Raw genomic sequence first — 25,452 nt, 5'->3', positions numbered from 1 at the left:
TCAAGACCCTATGTCCAACTCCGCTCAAGCCGACAAATTTTCTTGTGCCCCCTTCATCAAAGAAATTGGTCGCGGGAAGGATGGCGCACGTGGCTTGCCCCGCGAGCAAGCGAAAACCCTGTTTTCAGCCATTTTGCGCGGTGAGGTGTCGGATTTTGAACTGGGTGCAGTACTCATCGCATTGCGGGTCAAAGGCGAAAGCCACGACGAGTTGATTGGTTTTTTGCAAGCCATTGCCCAGCACTGGCCTGACGAAAGCCATTCGCCTCATTTTCACACCCTGCAGGCGCTCAACGCGCAATCCCGGGCCGAGGGCAAACCTGTCATTGTGATCCCCAGTTACAACGGGGCGCGGCGCAAACCCAACTTCACCCCCTTGCTGGCAGGCCTTTTGGCGCAACGCGGCTACCCTGTACTCGTACATGGTTTGCAAAGCGATTTCACCGGGCGCGTTACCAGTGCGCAAGTGTTTGCCCATTTAAACTGGAATGCCGTTCACATGCCCCACACCGCACCCGTGTACATGCCCATGGCGCAAATTTATCCGCGTATTGAAGCCTTGTTGCAAACCCGCAAGGTACTGGGTGTGCGCAGTTGCACCCACACCTTGGTCAAATTGATGGTGCCAAGCGCATTCAACAATGCGCTTCTGGTGACCAGTTACACCCATCCAGAATTCTGGAATTTGCAACGCGAGGTGCTGTGCGCAACAGGCCACACTGCGCTGGTGTTGCGCGGCCATGAAGGCGAACCAGTGGCAGCCCCTTACCGCAGCCCCCGAATGGATGGTGTGAAGGCTGGCGGCACCTGGTGCATTTCCCAGCCCGAAAACCTGTTTACCGAACAGCCTGATCCACACCCCGATATTGACGCAGAATCAACCGCACGTTTAATTGAAATGTGGTTGAACAATCCGCAGGAAATGCCGCATGGATTTGCGCGTCAGTTGGATGCAATTGAGGCTGTTCACCAAGCACCAAACCAAGCAATAAGCCATGCAGCAATTTGATGTCATTGTGATTGGTGCCGGTGCTGCCGGCCTCATGTGTGCCGCGCAGGCCGGGCAGGGCGGTTTGCGGGTCGCATTGCTGGACCACAGTGAAAAACTGGCTGAAAAAATTCGGATCAGTGGCGGTGGCCGTTGCAATTTCACCAATGTGAAGGTGTCTGAGGACAATTTCATATCTGAAAACCCAAGGTTTGCGCGCGCCGCCCTGGCGCGGTACACACCAGCCAATTTCATTGCGTTGGTGAAGCAATACAACATACCGTTTCATGAAAAACACAAAGGCCAGTTGTTTTGCGACCGCAAAAGCGACGACATCATCGATATGCTTGCAGCCGAATGCAATGCAGGCAAAGTGAAGTGGTTTCGCCCTCACAGCGTGAATGCAGTGGAACATGATGGTAGCCAGTTCAGGTTAAGCACTACAGCGGGTGTCTTACAGGCCCGCAATGTGGTTGTGGCCAGTGGGGGCTTGCCAGTGCCCAAAATTGGCGCCACCGATTTTGGTTTGAAGCTGGCCAAGCAGTTTGGCCACACACTGGTCGATCAGCGACCTGCACTGGTTCCGCTCACTTTTGATTCTGGCATGTGGGAGCCCTTTGTAGGGTTGGCTGGTGTGGCGCTGCCAGTGTATAGCCGCGGAAGCGATTCCAATGCCCCCTGGTTTGATGAAGACTTGTTGTTTACCCACCGGGGCTTAAGCGGCCCGGCGGTATTGCAGGCCTCGACTTACTGGAACCCCGGCAAGCCAATTACGCTTAACCTCTCTGGCAGGGAAACCGACGCAACGGCGCTACAAACCGATTTGCTACAGGCCACGCTGGGTGCAAAAGCCAACGCTGAGAACTGGTTTGCTGCGCAAGTGCCGCACTGGCCCAAGCGTTTGGTGCAAGCCTGGCTGAACAAACCCGAATTGCAGTCGCTTGCCGGCCGCAAAGTGGCGGAGTTGGGGAAAAAACAACTTGGGCCTTTGGCGCAGCGAATTGCAGCCTGGCAGTTGGTGCCCAGTGGCACAGAAGGCTATAAAAAAGCCGAGGTAATGCGTGGCGGTGTCAGCACTGCCGATTTGCAGCCCAAAACACTCGAATCGCGCAAAATTCCAGGCCTGTACTTTATTGGCGAGGTGGTGGATGTAACCGGCTGGTTGGGTGGCTACAACTTCCAGTGGGCTTGGGCCAGTGGCTACACTGTGGCCCATGCAATATTGGACCAAAAATAGTTGAAAACCCTTGAGAAAGCCGGCTTTTGCATGGTACTATCTCGGTCTTTGCCAGATTCTTGGCGGTAACTCTTTGCTCTAGCGCATTGGGTTTTGCATAAAAAAACATGTGAAATCAATGGGTTAAAGATCAGAAAAGAGCTGAAAAACAACTTACGAACACCCGATTGGAGCCATATGCCAAACGTTCGCGTTAAAGAAAACGAGCCATTTGAAGTTGCCCTGCGTCGCTTCAAGCGCACTATCGAAAAAACAGGTCTGTTGACTGAACTGCGTTCACGCGAGTTCTATGAAAAGCCAACCGCTGAGCGTAAGCGCCTGAAAGCTGCTGCCGTAAAGCGCCACTACAAGCGCCTGCGCAGCCAAATGTTGCCCAAGAAAATGTATTGATTCGTTTGGTATGTCACTGAAAGCGCAAATTCTTGAAGACATCAAGCAGGCCATGAAGGCCCGTGAGCAAGCGAAGCTCACAACGCTTCGAATGCTCTCAGCGGCAATCAAACAAAAAGAGGTCGACGAACGCGTCGAACTCGACGATGGGGCGGTCCTCGCCATCATCGAAAAGCAAATCAAGCAACGAAACGAAGCCGCCATCCAGTTTGAGCAGGGTGGTCGGCCAGAGTCGGCCGAGGTTGAAAAAGCCGAAGCTGCTGTTTTGGCATCTTATCTTCCTGCGCAATTGTCCGAAGCAGAAGTTGTGGCCGAAATTCAGGCCATTGTTCAGGCAGTGGGCGCAACTGGCCCGCAAGACATGGGCAAAGTCATGGGCGCAGTGAAAGCCAAGCTGGCTGGAAAGGCTGACATGAGCAAAGTATCTGGGCTGGTCAAGGCCGCTTTGGCCAAATAAGCTGGCCCATCGCAAACCAACTGCTCGTTTCCTCCCCTTTGGGTTTGTTATTCTAGAAGTCGGGCCATTGGCTCTGATTTTTCTGCATGTGAATTCACCCAAACTGCATGATTCCTCAAAGCTTTATTGATGACTTACTCTACCGCCTCGACATTGCCGATGTGGTGGGGCGTTATGTGCAGTTAAAAGCGGCCGGGGCTAACTTGCAGGGCTTGTGCCCATTCCACAACGAGAAGTCTCCATCATTCACGGTCAGTCCGTCCAAGCAGTTCTATCACTGTTTTGGTTGTGGTGCACATGGCAATGCGGTGGGATTTGTGATGGAGCACCTTGGGCTTACCTTCCCCGAGGCTGTTGAAAACCTGGCGGGCAACTTGGGCATTGATGTGCCTTATGAAAAAGGCATGGATGTTCCGGCCGAGGTGCGTTCTGAGCGGGAAGAGCTGGTTGAGTTGCTGACACGCGCTGCCAACTATTACAAGGCACAGCTTAAAAAAAGCCCGGTGGCCATTGATTACCTGAAGAACCGCGGATTGACTGGGCAAGTGGCCGCCCGCTACGGCATGGGTTACGCGCCCGATGCTTACCAAAACCTGGAAGCCGTGGTCGAGAATTACGCAAGCAATACCCAGCTGGATTTGGCCGGGCTGACCAAAATCAGCGACAGCAACCGTCGGTACGACGCCTTTCGTGGCCGCATCATGTTCCCGATCCGAAATGCCAAGGGGCAGGTAATTGGTTTTGGTGGCCGAGTGCTGGGCGACGAAAAGCCGAAATACCTGAACAGCCCCGAAACGCCAGTTTTCTCGAAAGGGCATGAGGTATATGGCTTGTTCGAGGCGCGCCAGGCCATTCACAAAATGGGCTACGCCTTGGTTACCGAAGGTTACATGGATGTGGTGGCCTTGGCCCAATGGGGTTTCGAGAACGCAGTGGCCACGCTGGGTACAGCAGTAACGCCTGATCATGTATTGAAATTATTCAAACAAACTGACCGGCTGGTTTTTGCCTTTGATGGCGATGGGGCTGGTCAAAAGGCGGCATGGCGCGCCCTGCAGGCCTGTTTGCCACACGTTAGCGAAAACAAGCGGGCCGATTTCATTTTCCTGCCCGCCGAGCATGATCCCGACTCTTTTATTCGAACCGAAGGGCCAGATGCTTCGAGGCCATGGTGGCGCAAGCCGCGTCCTTGTCAGAATTTTTGGCGCGCTACCTGGAGCGCAACTACCCCCTGCAGCAAATTGAGGGCAGTGCGGCTGCCATTTCATTCTTGAAGCCTTTAATTGTGCAAATGCAGCCCACCGTTTACAGGTCGTCGTTGTTGCGTGCATTGGCCAATTTGCTGGGCGCCACACCCATGGAGCTTAGCCGCCACTTGGGTTTGAAAAGCCGCGAGGGCGGGGGTGATTACTTTTCGCCGAAAAACAAGGGGCAGTTTCAGGGTGGGCAGCAAAACGGGCAACTGAGCGGGCAGCAGGGCAAATTTTCCGGCAAGAAGTTCGGTAAACGGTTTGGAAAGTTCGACGACGAGCCATTACAAAACAATTGCCCCAGGCCCACTGCAAAATCGCCGTTATTAAGCCTGGCTGCGCGGGTTATTCGTGCACCCCAGCTTGTGGAGTTGTGTAATTCATTGCTTGAGCTGTACGAGCGAGAGCAAGACCCCGCAGCCGAGGTGCACAGTTTTGTTCATTTGCTTGAAAAAGTCAGAAACGACCCCAACTTGCTAGAGGCTAGGCTTCAACATGCCTTTAATGACGAAGTGCATCAAAATTGGGTTAACTCGGTTCTGAAAGAAGCGCGCAGTTTGGATGATTCCCTCGATTTTGAAACCGAGTTGCGTTCTGGCGTGTATCAATGTAGCGAGCTGTGGTTTAAGGCTGAGCTGGAGCGGCTAACCGCCGAGATGCCCACTCAGGGGGAGCAACTCCGTTGGTATCACGAGTGCATGCAACGCTTCCAAGAATTAAAACAAAAGCGAGTTAATCAGTTATAATTAAGGGTTACGGTGCAGCTTTTGCATCTTTTTGTAGTGCGCATTTGCGTATTAGGTGGCTGTTATTGAGTTGTTCAGGGAATGAATGTTCAAAATACTCAACATTTTTTCAAAAACACAGGAACAGAAAGCCAAATCCGGCCACAAAACCAAGTCTGCGAAGTCACAAACCGTGAGTTCTCAGCAAACCGATACACACACACAGATTCCTGGTGGCCAAAAGCCGGAGAAGGAATCCTCCACTAAGGCATCCAAACGCAAGGGAGCGTCGTCAATGGCAGGGAAGAAGGTTTCTCCTCAAAAGGCAACTGTAAAAGAAGCGAAAGTAAACACCGTGGTTAAGAAGACAGAATCCAAGAAAACAGCACCTGTTGCTGAAAAGCCTGTGAGCAAGAAAGCCGCTGCGCCCGCACCCGCACCTGTTGTGGCCGATGAAACGCCCAAGCGTGGCCGCAAGCCCAAAGTGGTTGAAGCTGCTGCCGAGCCAGTGGCCAAGGCAGCCAAGCCTGTAGCCAAAGCGGCGGCCAAGCCCGTCAAGGTGGCGGAGCCCGTTGCTGTTGAGGAAGTGCAGCCCAAAAAACGCGGTCGCAAACCCAAGGTGGTTGAACAGGCGGCGCCAGCGCAAACCGCTGAAGCCCCCAAGGGGCGTGGACGCCCGCCCAAGGCTGGCAAGCCCAAGGCTGAAGAAGAGGACGACGAGGACATCGATTCCGGTGCAGACGCATCGATCGACTCCGACGATGTGCCCGAAGACGACGATTCAGATGCCAAAAAAGCCGACCTGGTGATCATGCCCAAGCGTGGTCGCGGCTCCAAGGCCAAAGACAAAGCGCTGATCAACTCGGCTTACCTCAGCTCGGCCAACGCCACTGTTGAAGAACTCGAATTGCGCCGCAACCAGCTTAAAACCCTGATCAAAATGGGTAAAGAGCGCGGCTACCTGACCTTTGCTGAAATTAACGACCACTTGCCTGACGATGTAACCGACGGCGAAGTGATCGAAGCCATGGTCAGCACCTTCCACGACATGGGTATCACTGTTTACGAACAGGCCCCTGACGCGGAAGCCTTGTTGATGAACGACAACGCACCGGTTGGCACTTCTGCCGAAGACGCAGAAGAAGAAGCTGAAGCCGCGTTGAGCAACGTCGATTCTGAATTTGGCCGCACCACCGACCCCGTTCGCATGTACATGCGTGAAATGGGTACGGTTGAGTTGTTGACTCGCGAAGGCGAGATTGAAATTGCCAAGCGAATTGAAGCTGGCCTGAAAGACATGGTGCAAGCCATTTCTGCGTGCCCAGCCATTGTCGAAGACGTGGTTGGCCTGGGCCAGCGCATTGCTGAAGGTTTGTCGACGGTAGATGAAGTGGTTGACGGCATTGTTGACGACTCAATTACAGACGACATGGTTGAAGCCGCAGCGCCTGAAGAGGTTAGCGACGACGAAGACAGCGATGACGAAGAAGAGGGCAATGACGGTGGCACCACCTCCGGCATGTCGGCCCGTCAGCTGGAAGAACTCAAGAAGAATTCGCTGGTGGTTTTTGCTGAAATTGAAAAGCAGTTTGCCAAGCTGAAAAAAGCACGTGCAGATGGTGGCTACAATTCTGCGGCCTACAAAAAAGCCAAGGAAGCGATTGCCGAACAGTTCATGAAAATTCGCTTCACTGCCAAGCAGGTTGAGCGCCTGTGCAGCATTTTGCGTGAGCAAGTGGACAGTGTTCGCAAAATTGAACGTGAAATTTACGACATCGCCGTAAACCGCGTGGGCGTGCCCCGCGAGCAGTTCCTCGATAAATTCCGTGGTCATGAAGTGGAAGCGGCCTGGGTAGATACATTCAGCGCATCGAACGCGGCTTGGGCTGAAACCTGGGCGCGTAATATTCCTGCGATCAACGAATTGCAGCAAAAGCTGGTTGCCATTCAAGACGCGGTTTCTTTGCCTTTGAATGACTTGCGCGCGATCAACAAACAAATGGTGTCCGGTGAAAACCGTGCCCGTTTGGCCAAGCGTGAAATGATCGAGGCCAACTTGCGTTTGGTGATTTCGATTGCCAAGAAGTACACCAACCGTGGCTTGCAATTCCTGGATTTGATCCAGGAAGGCAACGTGGGCTTGATGAAGGCGGTGGACAAGTTTGAATACCGCCGTGGCTACAAGTTTTCGACATATGCCACTTGGTGGATTCGCCAGGCCATTACCCGCTCCATTGCTGACCAGGCACGCACCATTCGTATTCCGGTGCACATGATCGAAACCATCAACAAGATGAACCGTATCAGCCGTCAAATTCTGCAGGAAACCGGTATTGAGCCCGATCCCGCCACCTTGGCCGAGCGCATGGAAATGCCCGAGGAAAAGATTCGCAAGATTCTGAAAATCGCGAAAGAACCCATTTCGATGGAAACACCGATTGGCGACGACGACGATTCTCACTTGGGCGATTTCATCGAAGACAACCACACTTTGGCCCCGCAAGACGCTGCACAGTACAGCAGCCTGCGCTTTGTGACCAAAGATGTACTCGATTCGCTGACCCCACGCGAGGCGAAAGTGCTGCGCATGCGTTTTGGTATTGAGATGAGCACCGACCACACGCTGGAAGAAGTGGGCAAGCAGTTTGATGTAACCCGCGAGCGGATTCGTCAAATTGAAGCCAAGGCACTTCGCAAGCTGCGTCACCCCAGCCGTTCAGACAAGCTGAAAAGCTTCCTGGAAGGCGAATAAAGCTTTTGAAAGGTAAAGTGGGGCTGTAGCTCAGCGGTTAGAGCAGAGGACTCATAATCCTTTGGTCGAGGGTTCGAACCCCTCCGGCCCTACCACATTGATTGGAAAATGCCTTGGGTTAGTCACCCAAGGCATTTTTTGTTGCGCCGTCATATTGTCTTTATCATCCAATTATTTGAGCGGATGATGAGATTGATGAGGAATTCTGTGTACTCAGTGATACTTAGCCAACACCAAGGTATAGGGCGGCGGCAAGGTTTGTCGACACAGAAAATTGACGCCCTTAAGCGTGAATTTTCCAATCCGGCAAAGTTCACGAATCCTTCTGAAACCAGCGTTTTTGTCGCAGGCTCGTTGGGGCGACACGATTCAGGTGAGAATTCTGATTTGGATTTATTTTTGACATCCAGTGCCGAAGTGCCTATCTCTCATCTTGATAACGTTAAATGTTTGGCCTCGATACTTGGTGTGTATGAGGAGTTGGGCTATGGGCAGCCTAGCAATGACGGTGAATTTCTAAAAATATTCAATATTCCACAGCATGAGTCTTGTGTTGGCTCTGCCAGAGATGATGGGGTCAATTGGTTTACGGTGCGAATGCTGATGTTGCTGGAAAGTAAGCCGCTTACAGATCCGCAGTTGTATCGAAGACACAAAGAGGAAATTCTTAAGTTCTACTTTCGCGACAGAGACAACGGCAGTCAATTTAAACCTCTGTTTTTATTGAATGATTTGCTCAGGTTCTGGCGAACGTTGTGTTTGAATTACGAGAATGCAAGATCGGGGCCTACACGTTCATGGAAGAAGCGAAACTTCAACTTGAAGTTTAGTCGGATGCTGACAGTATTCAGCACGGTGTTGCCAATGGTTTTACAAAGCCATGTTAATCAGGAGTGGCTTTTGGATTTAACAGAGAAAACTCCACTTGAGAGGCTGGCTGTTGGTTTGGACATGTTAGATGATGCACAATTAAGTCGTGGGTTTACAATTTTTTTGGACGACTATGAGTTTTTCTTGCACACTAAAGAATATCAGGATTTCAATTTGCTTGATGACCCCACCAGGATGGCTTTGAATGACAAGGCTGGGCAAGTCTCCAGTTTTTTGTTTTCGGCCTTGCATCATCCCAGTGTCTCACCTGAATATCGACAGTACCTTGTAATTTAAAATGGCCAACGCTCAACAGATTCTTACGCTAGAAGTGAAAGACAAAAAGATCCAGGATCTTTTTGTCGATCTTCGTTCGCGCTTTAATCGCGTTGGAAAAATACCCTCAAGCCCCCACGTAACGATACGCGGCCCATACAAGACAGCGGTGTCCTCTCGCAGATCCAAGCAGATCATGCAGAGACTTTCCCACGAACCGAAGCTGCGATTGTCGGGTGTAGGACGTTTTGAATTGGCGGATTGTCATGTGGTGTATCTATCGGTTCAAGGCGAAGCGCTAAGAAAGGTCTGGTGGAAACCAGATTTTCCAATTAACCAGTTCGGCTTCAATCCCCACATCACAGTATTCAAAGGGGATAAAGCGTCGGCTGACCGAGTTTTTGATGCGCTCACCCAATTTTCCGTTGAGTGTCCAATTGAGCTTTTTGAACTAAGAGTAGATGTTATCGGTCAGGGCGCTTTGAATTTCGAAAACTGATTAATTGTTAATCCACTTCAAGCCCTGAAGCGTCACCTTCGAAATGACATAAAACCGAATAGCCCGGCCCAACACCACTGCCGGTAAAAAAGCCGCCAAGGGCATTGCGCCTGCGCCTGCGGCCAGCGCCAGTGTTTTAAAGGGAATGGGCGCAAATGCCGCGATAAACAAAATAGGCGGGCCGTATTCAGCCATCAGTGTTGTGGCCTGGTTTATTTCTTCCAGGTTAACCGATTGTGCCCATGTGGCCAATTCACCTGCGAATGCAAACCCAAGTAAGTACGCTGAACAGGCACCAGCCACCGAACACAGCACGCATGCGATCATCAGGGGTTTCCAGCGGTCTGGGCGACCTATGATCATGGGCGGCAACATGATGTCGCTGGGCACGGGAAAAATGAATCCACCCAGGTAGGTCAGCAGACACATGGCTGCAATGCCGAAACGGCTGTTGGCCAGTTTCTCCTAAATGGATCATAGCCTTGGTGCTGCTTTGGGGGATTGGTCAAGCGTTCTATATTGACCGAACAATGTTTCAGGTCTTAATCAGCAGGGCGTTGAATTCACGTATCACCTGCGTAAATGCATCTGCATGCAATGTTTCCAGGCGATGCGCTCGCAACTTGGCAACGTGTTCAAAGGTCAGGGGTTCTGCTTCGATAACACCCATGGTCCAGTTGTCGAACATGCGCTCTTTCATCGGAGAGATTTGAATGATTCGACTGTCGGTGTGCCGCTTGTCGTCGAGAATTTTCATGTAGGTGCGCAGCACATTTTGCTCGGGCCCTTCAAGCACTTGCATGAACATGCCACCTCCGTGAACCAGCACGCCTGTGATCCCAGCTGCGCTGTTGTTTTTTCTTGAGGTCAGCAAGATTTCTTTCAGCACTTCTTCACTGAAATCGGACTTGGCTTGGCTGCAATAAAGAAGACGAATCATGAGCAGCGCTCCGGGTGGGCTGGGGGGTTAGCGATTTGATTTCACTATGTTAGTGGGTTGATTTGATCGCGCGTCGATAGAGGATATGGGTAATTTGGGTGGCAATTCCGGCTTTGTCGGGATTTACTCGGCGCGGGCTTCTTTATTTTCCGACATGCTGTCAGCCGAAGTCTTGCAATCATTTTCCTGTGTGCCTGATTTATATCGGGAATCGTTCTAAGTATCTTTTTGTCTTTCCGTCTCAACAAACCAACTTTCAGCATCACCATGATTTCTGGCGACAAACCCCCGATAGCCTTCACCATGCCCGATCCCAAGAAGGCGGACGCATTGGCCGCCTCGCGCCCACCGGAGGTGAAAACCGCCGCAGACCGGGATGGTGCCAGCGTGGTGGTGTCGATCTCAAGGCCAAGGGGCACCATGTTGGTAGACAGTACCACCCCGTTTGATGCGGATAAGGTGGAAATGATTCGCCGTCAGTTGAGTGAGGGTGGCCTGAAAATTGATGCCAGTATCGTGGCTGATCGCATGATTAATGATCAAAAAGTACTGTTGGGAAGATAAATTCTCAAAAGTGTTCACTTAAAAAGCTCATTTCGATCAAATAAAAAAATATCAATAAAATCAATTATTTGACCAATAAAATAAGTGTACAGTTGTACTCTTCTGACACTTTATTCTAGTTTTTTCAGCAAAATCTCTTGCGAAAAACAGGCGTTTTTAGTTACATTGGTGCACATCTGTTCACTAATGTGGAAAACGCAATGAGAACCAACAGCCAACTGTCCAACAAAGTAGTCCGCGGACTCTCCAAAATTCTGGGTCAGGAATTCGTTACCTTCTGGCTTGAGCAAGCGGGCAGCACCCATTCAAGCGATCGTTGTCTGGCCGAGGTGGCACGTATTGATCGCGAAACTGCGGACGCAGTCAGCCTGTGGTTGCGCCCCAATGCTTTGTTCAAAGGTTTCGAGGCTGGCCAGCACGTGAACCTGAGCATTACGATTGATGGTGTGGTGCACACGCGTTCATACAGCTTCAGCAGCGCCCCCACTGAAAGTGGCTTGGTGCGCCTGACTATCAAGCAAACTCCAACTGGTCTTGTGTCACGTTATGTAGTGAACCAACTTGAAGTGGGCACTGTGGCGGAACTGGGCGATGTGTTTGGTGACATGACCCTTGGACACACTCAGCCCATGCTGAACCAACAGCGCCCCACCATGCTTCTGCTGGCTGCTGGTAGCGGTATTACACCCATGATCAGCTTGATTGAAGAACTGGAAGCCAAAGGTTGGCCTGCTGATGTAACCCTGATGAGCTGGGCGCGCAACCCGGAAGACGTGTTGTTTGACGCCACCCTGAAATCCAAAATCAACGAACACTTCAAATATGTCCGCCTGCTGGAAAGTGGCGCCAACCTGGCCGCGGGTGACTTGGCGGGTCGCCCTAGCGCTGAGCAATTCGCAGCGGTTGCAGGCACTTTGGAAACCACCGATGTGTATGCCTGTGGCCCCGATGGTTTCATGAATGCCCTGCGCGGCATTCTGGGTGACACACCCAAAAGCTTTCACGCCGAATCATTCACCCCCATGGCCTTGAGCATTGATGAGAACGCCGAGGTAAAAACATTCACGGTGACCCTGACCAAGAGCAATCGCATTGTTGAAGTAAGCAATAACAAGCCCCTGTTGAAAGCACTGCAAGAGCAGGGTATTAACCCCCCACACGGTTGTGGCATGGGCATTTGCAACACCTGTTCATGTGAAAAGCTGACAGGCACCACGCAAAACATGCAAAACAAATCGGTGTGCGGCACCAACAACACGGCGCTGCGTTTGTGTATCAACGCCGCCCAAGGCCCGGTTTCCCTGGACCTCTAAAAGCAAAACCTAAAAATACTGGAGCAAATCATGAGAAAAGCTGACCGCAAATTGAGCCCCGCTGAACTGGAACAGTTTGGTGCCGAGATTGAAGCGATTCGCCAGAAGCACCTGGCCGACGTGGGTGAACGCGACGCCAAGTACATCACCAAGATTGAAAAAGCAGTGCGCTACACAGAAATTGCAGGCCGTGGCCTGTTGATGGCCGGTATTTTTCCGCCCGCATTCATTCTGGGTACGCTGACTTTGGGCGTGTCGAAAATTCTTGAAAACATGGAGTTGGGCCACAATGTGATGCATGGTCAATATGACTTCATGCAGAACAAGCGCCTGATGGGCCAAACTTACGAGTGGGACACCTGGTGTACCGCGGATAACTGGCGCTACAGCCACAACTACCGCCACCACACTTACACCAACGTGTTGGGAGAGGACCATGACATTGGTTATGGCGTGTTGCGCCTATTCCCTGAACAAAAATGGGAACCTCGTTTTCTGGCCAACGTACCGCTGATGGTGATTTTGGCCACTTTCTTTGAAAACCTGCTGGCTTTGCAAACGCTTGAACTTGAAAAAGTAATCAGCGGTGAAAAAACCCTGAAAGAAACCAAAGACCGCGCCATTCCGACATTCAAGAAAGCCGGTCGCCAGATTGCGAAAGACTATGTTTTTTTCCCGCTGTTGGCTGGCCCATTCTTCCTGCCCGTGTTGGCTGGTAATTTCCTGGCCAACATCATTCGCAACTACTGGACATTCGTGATTATTTTCTGCGGCCACTTCACAGCCGATTCTGAAGTATTCGACAAGTCCATCATCGAAGGCGAATCGCAAGCACACTGGTATTTGCGCCAGTTGAAAGGTTCATCGAACCTGACCGGCGGCAAGTTGTTCCACATCATGTCGGGCAACTTGAGCCATCAGATTGAACACCACCTGTTCCCTGAAGTGCCAGCGCACCGTTACGCAGAAATGTCGGTTGAAGTGCAGGAAGTTTGCAAACGCTACGGCCAGCATTACAACAAGGCTTCGCTGCTCAAGCAGTTTTCTACCGTGGTTGGCCGTGCATTCAAGTACAGCTTGCCAAGCTTAAAGCGCAAGAATCAAGAACCCTTGGCAGCTTGATCACTGTGTATCACGGGTTTTTGTAACCCATTGGCTGATTTCCTGCGTTAGGAACTGTGCACTCCCCAAGGGGTGCGCAGTATCCATAACAAATGAAGGAAGTCAGCCATGAAAAAACTAATTTCTATTGCCGTTTTGTCTGCAGCTGCAGCAAGCCCCGCTTTCGCTGAAGGCCCCTACCTGGGCGCCGCCTACAACAGCCTGGGAATTACCGACAGCCGTATCGGTGGAGTCGAGCTGGATGTCGACACGCTGGGTGTGGTCGGTGGCTACGAACTCAGCCCCAACCTGGCCGTAGAGGGTCGCCTGTTGACGGGTGTGGACGAAGAAAACTCGGGCGCATTCCGAGCCAAGGTCGATTCCTATATCGGTGCCAACCTCTTGGGCAAGTTGCCTTTGAACAACCAGTTTTCGCTGTATGGCACGTTGGGCTATGGTTTTCTGGATGCCAACATCAGTGGTCCCGGCTTTAATACCAGCGACGACGATGGTGCACTCAGCTATGGCGGTGGTGTGATGTACACCGCAGGCAACGTGAATATTCGTGCTGGCTATGAAATGCTTTACGACAAAGACAATATCGAAGCCGATGGCCTGAATTTGACTGCCACATTTGCATTCTGATCTCAAGTTAATCCGGGGTGTGCCAGCCCTGGCCACCCCTGTGTTCACGGCTTGCGACACTCCTTGAGTGTTTGATCATTCAATGTCGGGAAGAGATGGCTTTTTGTGTTTCTTCTTGGTAATTTTCTGATGTAACAAAACCCCTACACTTTTGAGGGGTCCTTTGCTCATCGAGAGTTTGAATGGTTCGAGCCGCACTTTTTCTCAGTTTATGGTTGCTATCACTTGCCGCGCATGCGGCGCCCTTGCGCATCGGGGTTTCTGAAACCCTGTTGTCTTTGCCTTTGTACGTCGCCGAGGCGGAGGGGTTTTTTCAGAAACGTGGTGTGAATGTTGAGTTTGTGAATTGCATTGGCGGTAATCGCTGTGTAAAAAACATGCTTGACGGTCAAACCGACATTTCGACAGCCACCGAGCTGCCCGTGGTGTTCAACAGTTTTTCCCGAAGTGATTTCGCAATTTTGACCAGCTTTGTCAGTGTTGCGAACGATTTGAAGGTGGTGGCGCGCACTGATGCCAAAATTACGGAGCCTGGCAAGCTGCGTGACAAAACCCTGGGCTATGTCAAAGGTGGTGCAAGCCAATATGTGCTGGATTTGGTACTGGTTTACAACGGTATTGACCCAGACACGGTGAAACTCAAAGCGATTACCCCTGAGACGGCACTGACCGCTTTGGCCAACAAGGAGGTGGATGCACTGTGCATTTGGGAGCCATTTGTGTCTCGCATTGAGTTGGAGCTGGGGACTGATGTGCAACTGGTGCCCATTCCCAAGTTGTACACAGAAACATTCAATTTGATTGCCATGCAAAGCGCAATCAAAGCCAGGCCGCAAGAACTTGAACGGATTGTGCAGGCCTTGAAGGACAGCACCCAGTTTATCCAGACTCATCCCGAGAAGGTGAAGGCCTTGGCTGCCAAGCGTTTGAGAGTACCGGTGACGCTGATTGACAAAATATTTGATGACTACCGTTTTCGCTTGAGTTTGAACCGTTCTTTACCGCGCACAATGGAGGGGCAGGGGCGCTGGGCCCTGCGGGAGGGGCATGTGCCAAGCAATCTGCCTCAACCCAATTACACCAGTTTTTTATACCCGGCATTTTTGAGAACAGTCGACCCCAGCGCTGTGTCGCTTCAATAACGGGAAGTATTTAGTGCGCGTTGCTACCAAAATCAACCTGGCCATTCTCAGTACCGTGATTTGCGCGGTGGTGTTGGTGTTGGGTAATCTGTTCATTCTCAGTGAGCAATTCAAGGGCTTGGAGCAGTCGCAACAAGCTCAAAACATCACTCGTTTGTCTTCCAGCCTGTTGGTGCTGACTCAGGAATATGTGTTGTTCAAGTCGCCTTCAGTGGCTGACGCCTGGTTACGTACCCAAGAAGAGCTTGAACGCCTGATCAAGACCACAGATCATCCCTCTGTGGCTCCCCAAGAGTTGTCGGACATTCAGGCTAGCCTGGCTGAACTGAAACCAATTTTCAATGAATTGAATAACACCGCAGTGCCAGGCAACAACAACGCTGCTTTTCTGGAGCGCCGCCAAAGCTTGATTGTCGAACGCCTGATTGCAGAAACCCAGGTCATTTCAGAGTTGGGTTATCAGTGGTCCACACAGGTGAATGAAGCACAAGCCAGAAACCTGAAAGGACTCACGGTCCTGGAATCGGTGGGCTTGGGTAGTTTTGTGGTGGTGATTGCCTTGTTGGTGGTGTTGATGCGCACGGGGGTGTTGAACCCATTGGCCAAGTTAAAGCGCACAGCGGATGAAATTCGAAATGGCAATGAAGATGCGGTGTGCGAGATCAACACCAACGATGAATTGGGTGACGTGTCCAAAGCCGTCAACCAGATGGCCCACAACCTGGCCCACAAAAACAAGCGCCTTCGAGAGGCCAATACACGCGTAGAAATGGCCAGCCAGGCCAAAACAGAGTTTCTGTCAAACATGAGCCATGAGATCCGCACGCCCTTGAACGGGATTGTTGGCCTCACCTATTTGCTAAAGGACACCTCGGTGTCCAGCAATCAGAAATTGTTGCTGGAAAGTCTGGAAAAAACATCGCGCAATTTGATTGATCTGGTCAGTGATGTGCTTGATATCTCCAAAATTGAAGCCGGCAGCATGGAGCTGGAATCCAAACCGTTCTCGACACTGGAGTTCATCGACAAGGTGTCAGGAATCATGACTGGCGCTGCGGCGAACAAGCCAATCGAGTTGATTATTGAACCACCTGCTCACATGCCACGTGAATTGATTGGCGACGAGCTGCGTTTCCGTCAAATTGTAGTGAACCTGGTGGGCAATGCCATCAAGTTTACGCAGGTGGGGCATGTGCATTTGCTGTTGCAGGTGTTGTCGAATCAAGATGGTGTTTGCCGCATGCGCGTGGAAGTGCGAGACACCGGGGTCGGTATTTCACCGCAAGGGCAAGCCAACCTGTTTCGACAATTTCATCAGGCCAACACCTCGGTTGCACGGGAGTTTGGTGGTTCTGGTCTGGGTTTGAGCCTGGTTAAAAAGCTGGTCGAGTTGATGAACGGCAGCCTGGGTTTCAACAGCGAGTTGGGCTGTGGCAGTACCTTTTGGGCCGAGCTTGAATTCGCTGTACCCAAAGGTGGCGCAAGTACTTTCACCGAGACAGGTGAATCGGTGCTCCTGGTGTCTGACAGTGAACTTCAAACCCAGGCCTTGCTCAACGCCAGTAAGCTGGTGGGCCGTCAATTGATTACCACTGGCAGCCTTGACGAGGCGCGCAAGTTGATGGTCAGCACTCCCGGGGTCGCTGGCGTTGTGTTGGACTTCCCCAAGCGACAAATCGATCGACTGGCGTGGATTGAGTTTGTCAAGGCCATGGGCTTGATGGGAGTTCCCTGTGCCGTGCTGCTGGGCAGTGATGACACGCGGCGTTTGCTGGACAAAGGCATCAGCGAAATTTTTAGCGCAATTTATGTGAAGCCCTTAACCCCGCTTCAACTTCAGAGTGCATTTAAAAATGCGGCACCGAACCTGGCCACGCGAATGAGTTCGGCAATTGCGGCACGCAATAAAATGAATTTGTTGATTGTGGATGACAGCGAACTGAACTTGAAGGTGCTTGAAGGAATTTTGGTGCGCAAGCAAGCCAACATTACCAAAGCCAACAATGGGCTGGAGGCATTGTCGTTCTTGTTGCAATACGGCCATGGTTTTGATGCGGTGGTGATGGATGTACAAATGCCGTTGATGGACGGACTTGAGGCCACCCGAGAACTGCGCAAACAACCTTTCAATGCAAATTTACCGGTGATTGGTTTGACTGGTGAAGTAGGGCCGGAAGACGAAAGACGTGCCCTTGAAGCGGGCATGAATGCGGTGCTTCACAAGCCGCTGCAACCCGAAGACCTGATGCACATACTCAACAAGCTGGTCAAGCCGGTGGGTGTTTGACCGGTGCGTGTGCCCCCGATTACTTGGCCGCAACAATCCACATATTGTCACTGGTGGGCTGTCTGTCTGCCAATCCAAACTGCACCACTTTCATGCCTTGACGAACAATCAGGGCTTCCAGGTTTTCGGGTGTGAAGTAATTTACGTGGTCGGGCAGTCGGAAACCACACCATTTCTCGGCACGAATTTTCCGGTTCCAGGAACCATAGTTTGGAACCTTGATAATGACCACACCGCCGGGTTGAAGGACCTTGGCCACACCCTGTAGCAGACCGTTGGGTTCCACTTCGTGTTCCAGAAAGGCGCTCATCAGCACGCCGGCAAAGTGGTTTTCGGGCAGCTTTTGTATGCCGTTCAAGGCATTGTCGTGCATGATGCTGCCGCCTCGGGGTTCGACCACTTCACTGGCCGCTTGGGCGAGAGCTTTGGATACCTCAATGCCATAGGTTGGTATTTGGCGGGCAGGGTAGCCAGCAAGCCGCCAGCTGCACAGCCAATGTCCAGCACGCGACCACCGGGAATGTATTTTTCGATCAGCTCGGGCAACTTGTTGCGCTTGAGTACTTTTTGCCGAAAATGCTTGAAGGCGCGGCTTAAGCCTTGCTTCACAGGTTCGCGTTCTTCGCGCACCTGGCGTTCGGTTTCCGAGGTTTTTTCCCAGGCAAATTCTTCGCTAAGACGCTCATAAACCGGCGCTCGTTTCAAATATACAAAATGGCATTTGTTGCATTCGATCATGGGCCATTCGCTGTTGCCATAGCTGAGTACCTGTGCGTCTTCTGCGCTGTTTTGGCAGAAGGGGCAACTGCGGGAGACAAGGCGTTGAGTAACATCCATCTGAAATTCTCGTTGTTGCTTAATGTTGTTGCTTGATATTGTGCACCAACCGGTTTTGTCGAAATGTGATAGCTTGGCCAACAAGCGTTTTTGATTGTACATCACTTGTTTTCTGAACTTGGAGGGAATGGATTTGAAACTCTTGCTGAGCTGGGTTTTACACGCAGTGGCACTGATGGGGGTGGCCTACTTGTTACCAGGTGTGGTTGTAGAGGGGTTTTGGGCAGCATTGTGGGCTGCATTGATTCTGGGTTTGGTAAACACCATTGTGAAGCCGGTCTTGCTTATTCTGACATTGCCTTTGACTGTATTAACCTTGGGCCTTTTTTACTTCATTTTGAACGGTTTGATGTTCTACTGGGTGGGCTCCATTCTGGAAGGTTTTCAGGTCAATGGTTTTTGGTGGGCTGTGTTGGCCGCCTTGTTGTATTCCCTGTTCGCGACCTTCTTGAGCTCGATCCTGTTTCAGGAAAAGGTCAGGATCGAGCGAATTTAAACCTTGATTGACGCTTTACGCTTGCTGGGTCAACTTGAATTTGCCCATGACGGTGTCCATTTGATTCGACAGATTTTGTAGTTCAGTAATCACCTGGTTAACTTCATGGGCGACGCCTTGACTTTCTTCGGTCATGCGCGCAATTCGTTCTACCTGCTGGGCAATGAGCGTTGAGGCCGAGCTTTGTTCTTTCAGGGCCTCTGTAATTTCGGTCACTGCGCGTTCGGCATCGCTGGTGTGGTGGTTGATGGCTTCCATTTGCTGGTCGGCACCCGTGGAAGAGCTCTGGCCGAGGTTGATCATGTCGGTCCAGCCAGTGACTTGCTCAACGGCTGAGCGCGTCTCGTGTTGAATGTCTGAAATCAAGGCTGAAATGCTTTTGGTCGACGATGCAGTTTTCTCGGCCAGCTTTCGTACTTCGTCCGCCACCACCGCAAAACCCCGCCCCTGTTCACCAGCGCGCGCCGCTTCAATGGCCGCATTCAGCGCAAGCAGGTTGGTTTGGTCGGCAATGGCGTGAATCACCTGAATAATGCTGGAAATGTTGTCAGACTGATTGCCCAGGTTGTTGATACTTTGCGCCAGATTGCCCGATGCGGTGCCAATTTCCTCCATGGCCTGGCGGGCTTGTTTTACGCTCTCGCGACCATTTATGGACGATTGCCCGGCCTGATTGGACAAACCAAGCGCCTGGCTGGCATGGGTATGTACCTGGCTGATCGATACCGTCAGTTCTTCGACCGAAGCGGCCACCGCCGAGGCGGAATCGGTTTGCTCTTGCACGCTGCTTTTCACCTGCGAGGCGGCAATAACCAAGGTGTTGATGGTGTCGGCCATTCGGGTGGAAGCATCCTTTACTTCGCCCACCAGGCTGGTTTGTTTTAGACGAATATTCTCGAGTGCAGCGCGAATTTTGCTGATTTCATTGCTGCCATGGCTGTCAATCGGTTTGGACAAATCTCCCATGCCGATAATTTTTGCATACGCCAAAATTTGGGCGATTTCAGTGTTGGTGTCTTTGAACACCACATAACCCAAGGCCAAGGCCAGCAACAGTACTGCCAAGGAACCAGCCCCTGCCTTGATCAGCGTGCCTTGCATGCCCGAGATGCGCTCTGTCAGGTCGGCTTGCAAGGTTTTGTTCAAACTTTGGCTCAGCTGAAATCCGGAGTTGACGGCTTCGCCAAGCAAGCCAACCATGTTGGCATGGCCCGTGACGCTGTCGTAATTCAGGTCTTTGGCCGACTGCTCTTTCACCCAGGCGGAGATGCTGTCAATTCGTTGGTCAATGGTGTCAATTTGTGCGCGCGTGTCAGCGGTAATTGCACCGCCCGCAGCAGCTGATTTTTCGGTGGCCTCTCGAATTTCATCCATGGCCCGGCCCAAAGTGCCAAGCCGCGACTGTACGAAACTCAAGGTAGCTGCGGCATCGCTGTTGGGGTTGCGAAGGCGACCTTCCAGTTCAGACAAATACTCGATGACGCGTGGCAGCTGAAAGGCCATGGGGCTCATCATGTAGTAGCTGGGCAGGAAGGGGTCCAGTGTCAATTCACTTTCATCGGCCAGCTGACGCACCAGGGTGACCATTTGATTGCCCAGTTCTTCGGATTGGGCATCGGTGGTGCCCTTGTTCAGCGCTTGAGGTAACAGGGCTGTCACTTGCTCCAGGTTGCGGGCTGTGATGGGCCAGCTCTCCGGCAAATCCGTTTTGGCTGCTTTCAGTGCTGCGCTCAGATCGCCAACAGCCCCGGCCTGTTTTTGTGCTCGATCAGCCAGGACCTTCTGCATCACAGGGTTAATTTTTTCCAGAAAAACGGCACCGCGCAATTCGTTTTCGGACGAGCTGATTAGCGTGTTGATTTGCGTGTACATTTGCTGAAACAAAAAGCCAAAAGCCAGCAAAAGTGGCAGCGCGATGATGGCGCATTTCTGGGGCAAGGTCAGCGAATTTAGCGTGCGTTTGAATACCATGGGGCAACCTTCAGTGGCGTGTGAATTGTGTTCAGCCTTGAGTGTGGAACACAATTGATCGCTTGGTATCCCTGTTGAATGGGAACCCGAAATGGTTAGTTGCTGGCTGTTAGAAGCGCGCTGATGCCTTGGTAGACCAAACGAAGGGCCAATGCGGTCAGCAGCCAATTCAGGATGAGCGTGAATTTTTCCTCGGGCACGCGTGTAAGCAACTTGGCACCCATCAGGTTGCCCGCCAGTGTGGCCAGGCCAATGCCCAACAACAGGGGCCAGTACTCCACCAGGCTCACGTTCAGGCTGGAAAATGCAATTACCTTGATACCATGTTGAATCACCATGGCCATGCCATGTGTGCCTACCACCACTTGCCTTTCCCAGGCAGATTTAGGCAGCACCGACATCACCAGTGGGCCGGTGGCACCCAGCACCAGGCTAAGCCCAGTGGTAATTCCACCCGAAGCTGCCGGCGGCCAGTGCGCAAGGCGCAACCATGCACTTTTCCAGGTGGCCAGCACAATGAACAGGCCCAACAACACCTGCCCCACGGGCACTGGCATATACAGGGCCAGCGGTGTGATCAATGCCCCGCCAACAATAGAACCCAGCAGGAAGGGCTTGATGTAGGCCCAATTGATGAATTTGCGTTGCACCAACACACGGTTGGTGTTGGACATGAGTTGGGCTGCACCGTGCAGGGGAATCAGTATGGCGGGCGGTACCAGTTGCGCCATCAGGGCCAGCAACACCACGCCACCACCAATTCCCGTGGCAGCCGTGATGCTGGAGGTGATGAATGCTGCAAGGCTGAGCAGCAACACCAAAGTCATGGCGTGACTTCGATGCTGCCGATGGTGGTGCCAGAAACATCAAGCTCGATGGCGTGTGTGCCCGGCGCATTGGCCGCAATACTGACCAATGTGGTTTGATTGCCTGGAAGTGGCACGCGTGCATCCAGCCCTTCAACAATCAGGGAATCGGTTTGATTGCTGTGGACCAAAAACTGAATACGCTGCCCTTGGCGAACGGTTGCACTGTAGGAACCCGTTGTCAGGCTGCCGTCGACGATGGACAAAGACTCCAGTGCCTGTGCGGCATCACCTTGCGCAGCAGGGGCATGTGCGTTTTCAGTGGGCAATGATTGAACGTAAAGGTAAGCCCCGGCCAGCGTGGCGCTGGCCAGGCCGAGGTAAACAAGTGCGCGTTTGTTCATGGATTGATTTGAGGTCGTTTCGCTGTTGTTCTTTCCCACATTTGAATATACACCTCGGCTGAATTGTAGAGTGCCTTCAATGCCTCGTTGCCACCCTCGAGGCGCAATTCTTCGACCCAGTCCGCTTTTAGCCCGTAGTGGGCCTGCCCCTCGGTGTTGGCATCAAACACTCGCTCGCCGCTGGTTTGTTTGTCAAATTTCACAGGGCTTACATTGGTATTGAATACACCGGCCCAATCGGGTCCCTGGAACAGTGTGAACGGGTAAGTAATTTGTGGGCGGTCAGCGCCCCGTGGGCCTGCCTGGGCACCAAGACCGTTGGTGTCGGCACCAAAACCCATGGCGAAATCAAACTGTTGGCTTTTCAGCGGGGCGATTACTTTCAGGTCCTCAGTCCAGCTTTGCGCATTGCCTTGGTAGGGGTAAATAATGCCGCCCGCCGCCAGAATTTTGCGACCCTGTTCCCTGGTAATGCCGCCGTGTGCACCGTGGGTAGAAACGAGTGGGTACTTGGGTTGCTGGCGATCGGCCATCTCGATCAGATCGCCCTTGATGCTCAATTCCATGTGGTCCACTTCAATGATGATGCCTTTTTCCATCAATCGTTTAAAGGCGTATTTGCCCAGTTCGGTCAGGCCGCGGCGATTACACTGGCGCTGGTTTTCACCCGTGGGGTAGATTGGGGCCACGCCGGGGTTGTTGGCAATCAGTGCCTGCGTCAAAGGGTCGTTGCCCAAACCGGGCGCTGAAGTCATGACCGCGCCGGGCTGACGCAAAATGTAATCGGCGTAATTGTTGTCGCCACCGGGGCAGTCGTAGGTTTGCCAGAAAGCACCGGTGTCCAGAAAGTTGCCCACGTTCAGCACTGCACCATCGAAAATGCTGTTGCCGCCAAATGCGTTGTCAAATTCGTGGATTGGGAACATTTGCCGCACACCCAGCGCGTGAAGGCGATCCAGTTGCTTGTCAATTTCTGCCTCATCACACAGGTTTTGTCCCAGTTTGATGCCGCAGTTGAACAGGTGTGAAATTTCAATACCCAACACCACCGCCAGCTTGCCCTCGTTAATTACTTTGCGGGCTTCAGCAGGGCTGGTCACGATGCGGAACCAGCCTTTCCCGGGGCCACCTTCCTGAGCGTCAATGTAGCTTTCAAGCTGCTTCACATACTCGATTTGGGTAACTGCGCTTTCCATTTCATTGCAGTTTACAAGGGGCCTGCCTTTGCTCACTTTCACCAAATTACACAGGGTTTCGTTTTCCACCAGGTTGGTCACGAAAATACGCAAGCCGGCTTGCCAGGCTCGTTCCAGCCATTTGTAATACAAGCCTTCATGGGTAAGCGCGTCGGCCGCAGGCCAGCTGCGGAAGGTGGGCCAGCCCTCGGTATCGTGGCTGGCTTGTGGTGAAAACTTGAACAGGTTGTCGACCAAATCAAGCCGGCCCATTGGGCCATGGTTTGCCTCGCAACTACCCAGCGCCTGTGTTACACCAAACCGGTGGTGGGGCGTACCATGGTGTGCGCCACCCAAAAAGGTGGTGGCAGTGATGTGGTTGTGCACATCAGCAAAACCTTTCACAGCGCGGTTCAAACCGGCGCCAGCAAAGGTGCGGCCTTCGGTGTTGGTGGAAATTTCAGGAAACTCGGCACAGCCCGTGGCTTTTACAAACTGAAAAAGGGTTTCTTCACTGTTGCCTGCGCTTTCCACAGTACCCAGGCCATTGCTGAAACCCAGAAGGGCCAGCTTCATGGTGTTGCCAGTATTGGTCAGAGAAAAACCACCGCGCCCTTTTTCATCTTCCTGAACTGCCCATTCAATTGAGTCGGAAAAGGCGGTGCTGCTGCCTACCGGGGTGCCTGCCGAATTGCCCACGGCCTGCATCATGGCATCGTCGCGGTTGTAAATCATGTACTTTCCCAAAGCCGTGGGCTTGAGGAAAAAGGGCGCTGCGTTCACCGCAGTGGCCTCGGTGACACCGTAGCTACCATCGCTGCTCAACGCCACAAATTTGTTGTTGGCGAGAGACTGTATTGCGACACATTGATTTGCAATATTGAATGCCGTGGGCACCGCCTCGACTTCGTTGGGTGTGGTGCGCCCATCGGTATTTCCGGCTGTGGTGTTCGAATCGGAATTGCAAGCGGCCAGGGCTGCACACAGCACCAAGGTGCCAAGTAGGGCGTGTCTCATGTCTCGTCTTCCCAGGGTCTTTGTGACTCGATTGGTTCTACAAATTAATACTGACAATTGGTCATTTCAGATTCAGTAAACTGCACCCCCCATTTAGAGGGGGAAAGGGTTTCAGATTCCTGAAAGGCCTGCCGTTATTCCATTCGAGGAGAATGCACCGCATTCGCAAGGGAACCCGCACCATGTCTGTTGAACAAGCCACCGATGACAAGCAGTTGATCAAGGAACTAGAGCGCCAGTTGGCGGAGTTCCAAGGCAATGCTGACAAGTTAAGCAAGGAAGTTGAAAGTTTGCAGGGTGCAAACTCAAGCTTGAGTCATCAGCTTGAGTCTCAGCGTGCTGAAACCCACCAGATGCAACTGATGCTGGAGCAAATTCAGCGCGAGATGCGTATGCAGTACCTGGCGGCAGTGAAGTCGTTTTCCAATTTAATGGAGTTGCGTTCGCCGCAATTGGCTGCCCATGGCTTGCGGGTTGCAGAATTGGCTCGCCTGATTGCCAAGGAACTACATGCCAGCGAATCGGCGTTGCAGGACATCTATGTGGCCTCTCTGTTGCATGACATCGGCAAGCTGGGTTTGAGTGACGACACGCTGTTTAAACCCGTGGTGGAATTGAAGGGCGACGCTCGAGTGGCCTTGATGAAGCACCCTATGAAGGCCCAAGCGGCTTTTCACGGAATGTCGGAAATGTCACATGTGTCTGAAATTATTCGACACCACCATGAGCGTTACGATGGGCAGGGCTTTCCCGATGGGCTGGAGGGTGAGGGCATTCCGCTGGGAGCGCGAATTCTGGCGGTTGCCGAAGATTACGATGAGTTGCAACAAGGCTGGCTGGCGTCCAAGGCTTTTGATGAGTTGCAAGCCCAGACATTTTTGGTGGGTGCGGCAGGCAAGCGTTATGACCCCAAAGTGATTGCGGTGTTGCCCACAGCTCTTGTGAAACTGAAGGCCGCAGAAAAAGCCAACGAGAAAATTTTGCATGGCGAGGACCTGTACGAAGGTTTGGTGTTGGCCCGTGATTTTGAGGGTCCAGACGGGTTCATGTGGTTGTCCAAGGGACAGGTGGTGTCGCGCCATTTCATTGGTCGGGTGCGGGAGGCTGAGCAGCAGCATGGTGTTCAGCTGAAAATTTACACGGTCAAAACCGCCAATTCACGCAATGCATCTTCGAGTAAGGACGCATCGCTGCAGCCTGCGCAGCAGACTGGGCATGTGGCGCTGTAGGCGAGTGACTTGGGAGCTGAACTTGAAGGGTCACCGCTGCCCGAAAACTTGGCACTTCGGCTTGTTGGCTTGAGCCTGCAC

The 25,452-nt window shown here is 52.3% G+C and carries 23 protein-coding genes, 1 tRNA gene and 1 pseudogene; 17 read left to right on the top strand and 8 right to left on the bottom strand.

Annotated elements, in window-relative coordinates; translation table 11 throughout:
* The first annotated feature begins 10 nt into the window (after positions 1-10).
* From ybiB to BSZ31_RS01225, 9 genes and pseudogenes are all read left to right on the top strand, one after another.
* Positions 11-1,009, top strand: coding sequence for a DNA-binding protein YbiB (gene ybiB / locus BSZ31_RS01265; RefSeq protein ID WP_105027195.1), 999 nt, complete (start codon positions 11-13; stop codon positions 1,007-1,009).
* Positions 996-2,225 carry an NAD(P)/FAD-dependent oxidoreductase gene (locus BSZ31_RS01260; RefSeq protein WP_105027194.1) on the top strand — a complete coding sequence of 410 codons (1,230 nt, stop codon included), beginning with the start codon at positions 996-998 and terminating at the stop codon, positions 2,223-2,225. The genes ybiB and BSZ31_RS01260 overlap by 14 nt, the downstream gene beginning before the upstream one ends.
* Positions 2,226-2,402: 177 nt before the next feature.
* On the top strand, positions 2,403-2,615 hold the full coding sequence (gene rpsU, locus BSZ31_RS01255; protein ID WP_105027193.1) for a 30S ribosomal protein S21: 213 nt from the start codon (positions 2,403-2,405) through the stop codon (positions 2,613-2,615).
* Positions 2,616-2,625: 10 nt separating this feature from the next.
* Positions 2,626-3,072, top strand: a complete 447-nt coding sequence (locus tag BSZ31_RS01250) for a GatB/YqeY domain-containing protein (protein ID WP_105027192.1) — start codon at positions 2,626-2,628, stop codon at positions 3,070-3,072.
* A 107-nt stretch (positions 3,073-3,179) separates the two neighbouring features.
* Positions 3,180-4,417, top strand: a pseudogene (gene dnaG, locus BSZ31_RS17165) (DNA primase); the annotation flags it as partial.
* Positions 4,418-5,342: 925 nt separating this feature from the next.
* Positions 5,343-7,799 (top strand): RNA polymerase sigma factor RpoD, encoded by a 2,457-nt coding sequence (gene rpoD, locus BSZ31_RS01240; RefSeq protein WP_369907250.1) that lies wholly within the window; start codon positions 5,343-5,345, stop codon positions 7,797-7,799.
* Positions 7,800-7,818: 19 nt separating this feature from the next.
* Positions 7,819-7,894 (top strand) — tRNA-Ile (locus BSZ31_RS01235).
* A 163-nt stretch (positions 7,895-8,057) separates the two neighbouring features.
* On the top strand, positions 8,058-8,966 hold the full coding sequence (locus BSZ31_RS01230; RefSeq protein WP_146106546.1) for a hypothetical protein: 909 nt from the start codon (positions 8,058-8,060) through the stop codon (positions 8,964-8,966).
* A 1-nt stretch (position 8,967) separates the two neighbouring features.
* Positions 8,968-9,444, top strand: coding sequence for a 2'-5' RNA ligase family protein (locus BSZ31_RS01225; RefSeq protein ID WP_105027189.1), 477 nt, complete (start codon positions 8,968-8,970; stop codon positions 9,442-9,444).
* On the opposite strand, the gene BSZ31_RS01220 is transcribed toward BSZ31_RS01225, so the two are convergent.
* Both BSZ31_RS01220 and BSZ31_RS01215 read right to left on the bottom strand, forming a co-directional pair.
* Positions 9,445-9,873: a YqaA family protein gene (locus tag BSZ31_RS01220; protein WP_105027188.1), complete on the bottom strand. Its 429-nt coding sequence runs from the start codon at positions 9,871-9,873 to the stop codon at positions 9,445-9,447.
* Between the two features lie 106 nt (positions 9,874-9,979).
* Positions 9,980-10,384 (bottom strand): BLUF domain-containing protein, encoded by a 405-nt coding sequence (locus tag BSZ31_RS01215; RefSeq protein WP_105027187.1) that lies wholly within the window; start codon positions 10,382-10,384, stop codon positions 9,980-9,982.
* Positions 10,385-10,651: 267 nt separating this feature from the next.
* On the opposite strand from BSZ31_RS01215, the gene flgM reads away from it, so the two are divergent.
* The 6 genes from flgM (at position 10,652) to BSZ31_RS01185 (ending at position 17,436) form a co-directional block, all read left to right on the top strand.
* Positions 10,652-10,948 carry a flagellar biosynthesis anti-sigma factor FlgM gene (gene flgM / locus BSZ31_RS01210; RefSeq protein ID WP_146106545.1) on the top strand — a complete coding sequence of 99 codons (297 nt, stop codon included), beginning with the start codon at positions 10,652-10,654 and terminating at the stop codon, positions 10,946-10,948.
* 200 nt (positions 10,949-11,148) lie between these two features.
* Positions 11,149-12,261, top strand: coding sequence for a ferredoxin reductase (locus BSZ31_RS01205; RefSeq protein WP_146106544.1), 1,113 nt, complete (start codon positions 11,149-11,151; stop codon positions 12,259-12,261).
* Positions 12,262-12,291: 30 nt separating this feature from the next.
* Positions 12,292-13,383, top strand: coding sequence for an acyl-CoA desaturase (locus tag BSZ31_RS01200; RefSeq protein ID WP_105027184.1), 1,092 nt, complete (start codon positions 12,292-12,294; stop codon positions 13,381-13,383).
* A 108-nt stretch (positions 13,384-13,491) separates the two neighbouring features.
* Positions 13,492-14,007, top strand: a complete 516-nt coding sequence (locus BSZ31_RS01195; RefSeq protein ID WP_105027183.1) for a porin family protein — start codon at positions 13,492-13,494, stop codon at positions 14,005-14,007.
* A gap of 182 nt (positions 14,008-14,189) precedes the next feature.
* Positions 14,190-15,149, top strand: a complete 960-nt coding sequence (locus tag BSZ31_RS01190) for an ABC transporter substrate-binding protein (RefSeq protein ID WP_105027182.1) — start codon at positions 14,190-14,192, stop codon at positions 15,147-15,149.
* A 13-nt stretch (positions 15,150-15,162) separates the two neighbouring features.
* The gene (locus BSZ31_RS01185) at positions 15,163-17,436 is read left to right on the top strand and encodes an ATP-binding protein (RefSeq protein ID WP_105027181.1); all 2,274 of its coding nucleotides are present in this window, start codon (positions 15,163-15,165) and stop codon (positions 17,434-17,436) included.
* A 19-nt stretch (positions 17,437-17,455) separates the two neighbouring features.
* On the opposite strand, the gene BSZ31_RS17160 is transcribed toward BSZ31_RS01185, so the two are convergent.
* Positions 17,456-17,836, bottom strand: coding sequence for a methyltransferase domain-containing protein (locus BSZ31_RS17160; RefSeq protein ID WP_240605616.1), 381 nt, complete (start codon positions 17,834-17,836; stop codon positions 17,456-17,458).
* A complete protein-coding gene (locus tag BSZ31_RS17155; RefSeq protein ID WP_240605615.1) occupies positions 17,791-18,273 on the bottom strand; it encodes a hypothetical protein in 483 nt (160 codons plus the stop codon). Before BSZ31_RS17155 ends, BSZ31_RS17160 begins: the two co-directional genes overlap by 46 nt.
* 133 nt (positions 18,274-18,406) lie before the next feature.
* Here BSZ31_RS17155 and BSZ31_RS01175 point away from each other — a divergent pair, with 133 nt between their 5' ends.
* Positions 18,407-18,769 carry a phage holin family protein gene (locus tag BSZ31_RS01175; protein ID WP_040513453.1) on the top strand — a complete coding sequence of 121 codons (363 nt, stop codon included), beginning with the start codon at positions 18,407-18,409 and terminating at the stop codon, positions 18,767-18,769.
* Positions 18,770-18,784: 15 nt separating this feature from the next.
* Here BSZ31_RS01175 and BSZ31_RS01170 read toward each other — a convergent pair whose 3' ends face one another.
* The 4 genes from BSZ31_RS01170 to BSZ31_RS01155 form a co-directional block, all read right to left on the bottom strand.
* Complete coding sequence (locus tag BSZ31_RS01170) at positions 18,785-20,740, bottom strand: methyl-accepting chemotaxis protein (RefSeq protein WP_146106543.1); 1,956 nt, start codon at positions 20,738-20,740, stop codon at positions 18,785-18,787.
* A 95-nt stretch (positions 20,741-20,835) separates the two neighbouring features.
* Positions 20,836-21,567 carry a sulfite exporter TauE/SafE family protein gene (locus BSZ31_RS01165; protein WP_105027178.1) on the bottom strand — a complete coding sequence of 244 codons (732 nt, stop codon included), beginning with the start codon at positions 21,565-21,567 and terminating at the stop codon, positions 20,836-20,838.
* Positions 21,564-21,950 carry a hypothetical protein gene (locus BSZ31_RS01160; RefSeq protein ID WP_105027177.1) on the bottom strand — a complete coding sequence of 129 codons (387 nt, stop codon included), beginning with the start codon at positions 21,948-21,950 and terminating at the stop codon, positions 21,564-21,566. The genes BSZ31_RS01165 and BSZ31_RS01160 overlap by 4 nt, the downstream gene beginning before the upstream one ends.
* The gene (locus BSZ31_RS01155; protein WP_105027176.1) at positions 21,947-24,142 is read right to left on the bottom strand and encodes a membrane dipeptidase; all 2,196 of its coding nucleotides are present in this window, start codon (positions 24,140-24,142) and stop codon (positions 21,947-21,949) included. The genes BSZ31_RS01160 and BSZ31_RS01155 overlap by 4 nt, the downstream gene beginning before the upstream one ends.
* A gap of 152 nt (positions 24,143-24,294) precedes the next feature.
* Between BSZ31_RS01155 and BSZ31_RS01150 the strand changes: the two genes are divergently transcribed.
* Entirely contained in the window at positions 24,295-25,371 is a 1,077-nt protein-coding gene (locus tag BSZ31_RS01150) for an HD-GYP domain-containing protein (protein WP_105027175.1), read from the top strand.
* The last annotated feature ends 81 nt before the right edge of the window (positions 25,372-25,452 follow it).

The sequence above is a fragment of the Limnobacter sp. SAORIC-690 genome (assembly GCF_002954425.1).
GTDB lineage: Bacteria > Pseudomonadota > Gammaproteobacteria > Burkholderiales > Burkholderiaceae_B > Limnobacter > Limnobacter profundi.
Note: the sequence above shows the minus strand (reverse complement) of the source record. Positions and strands in the feature narration are given on the sequence as shown.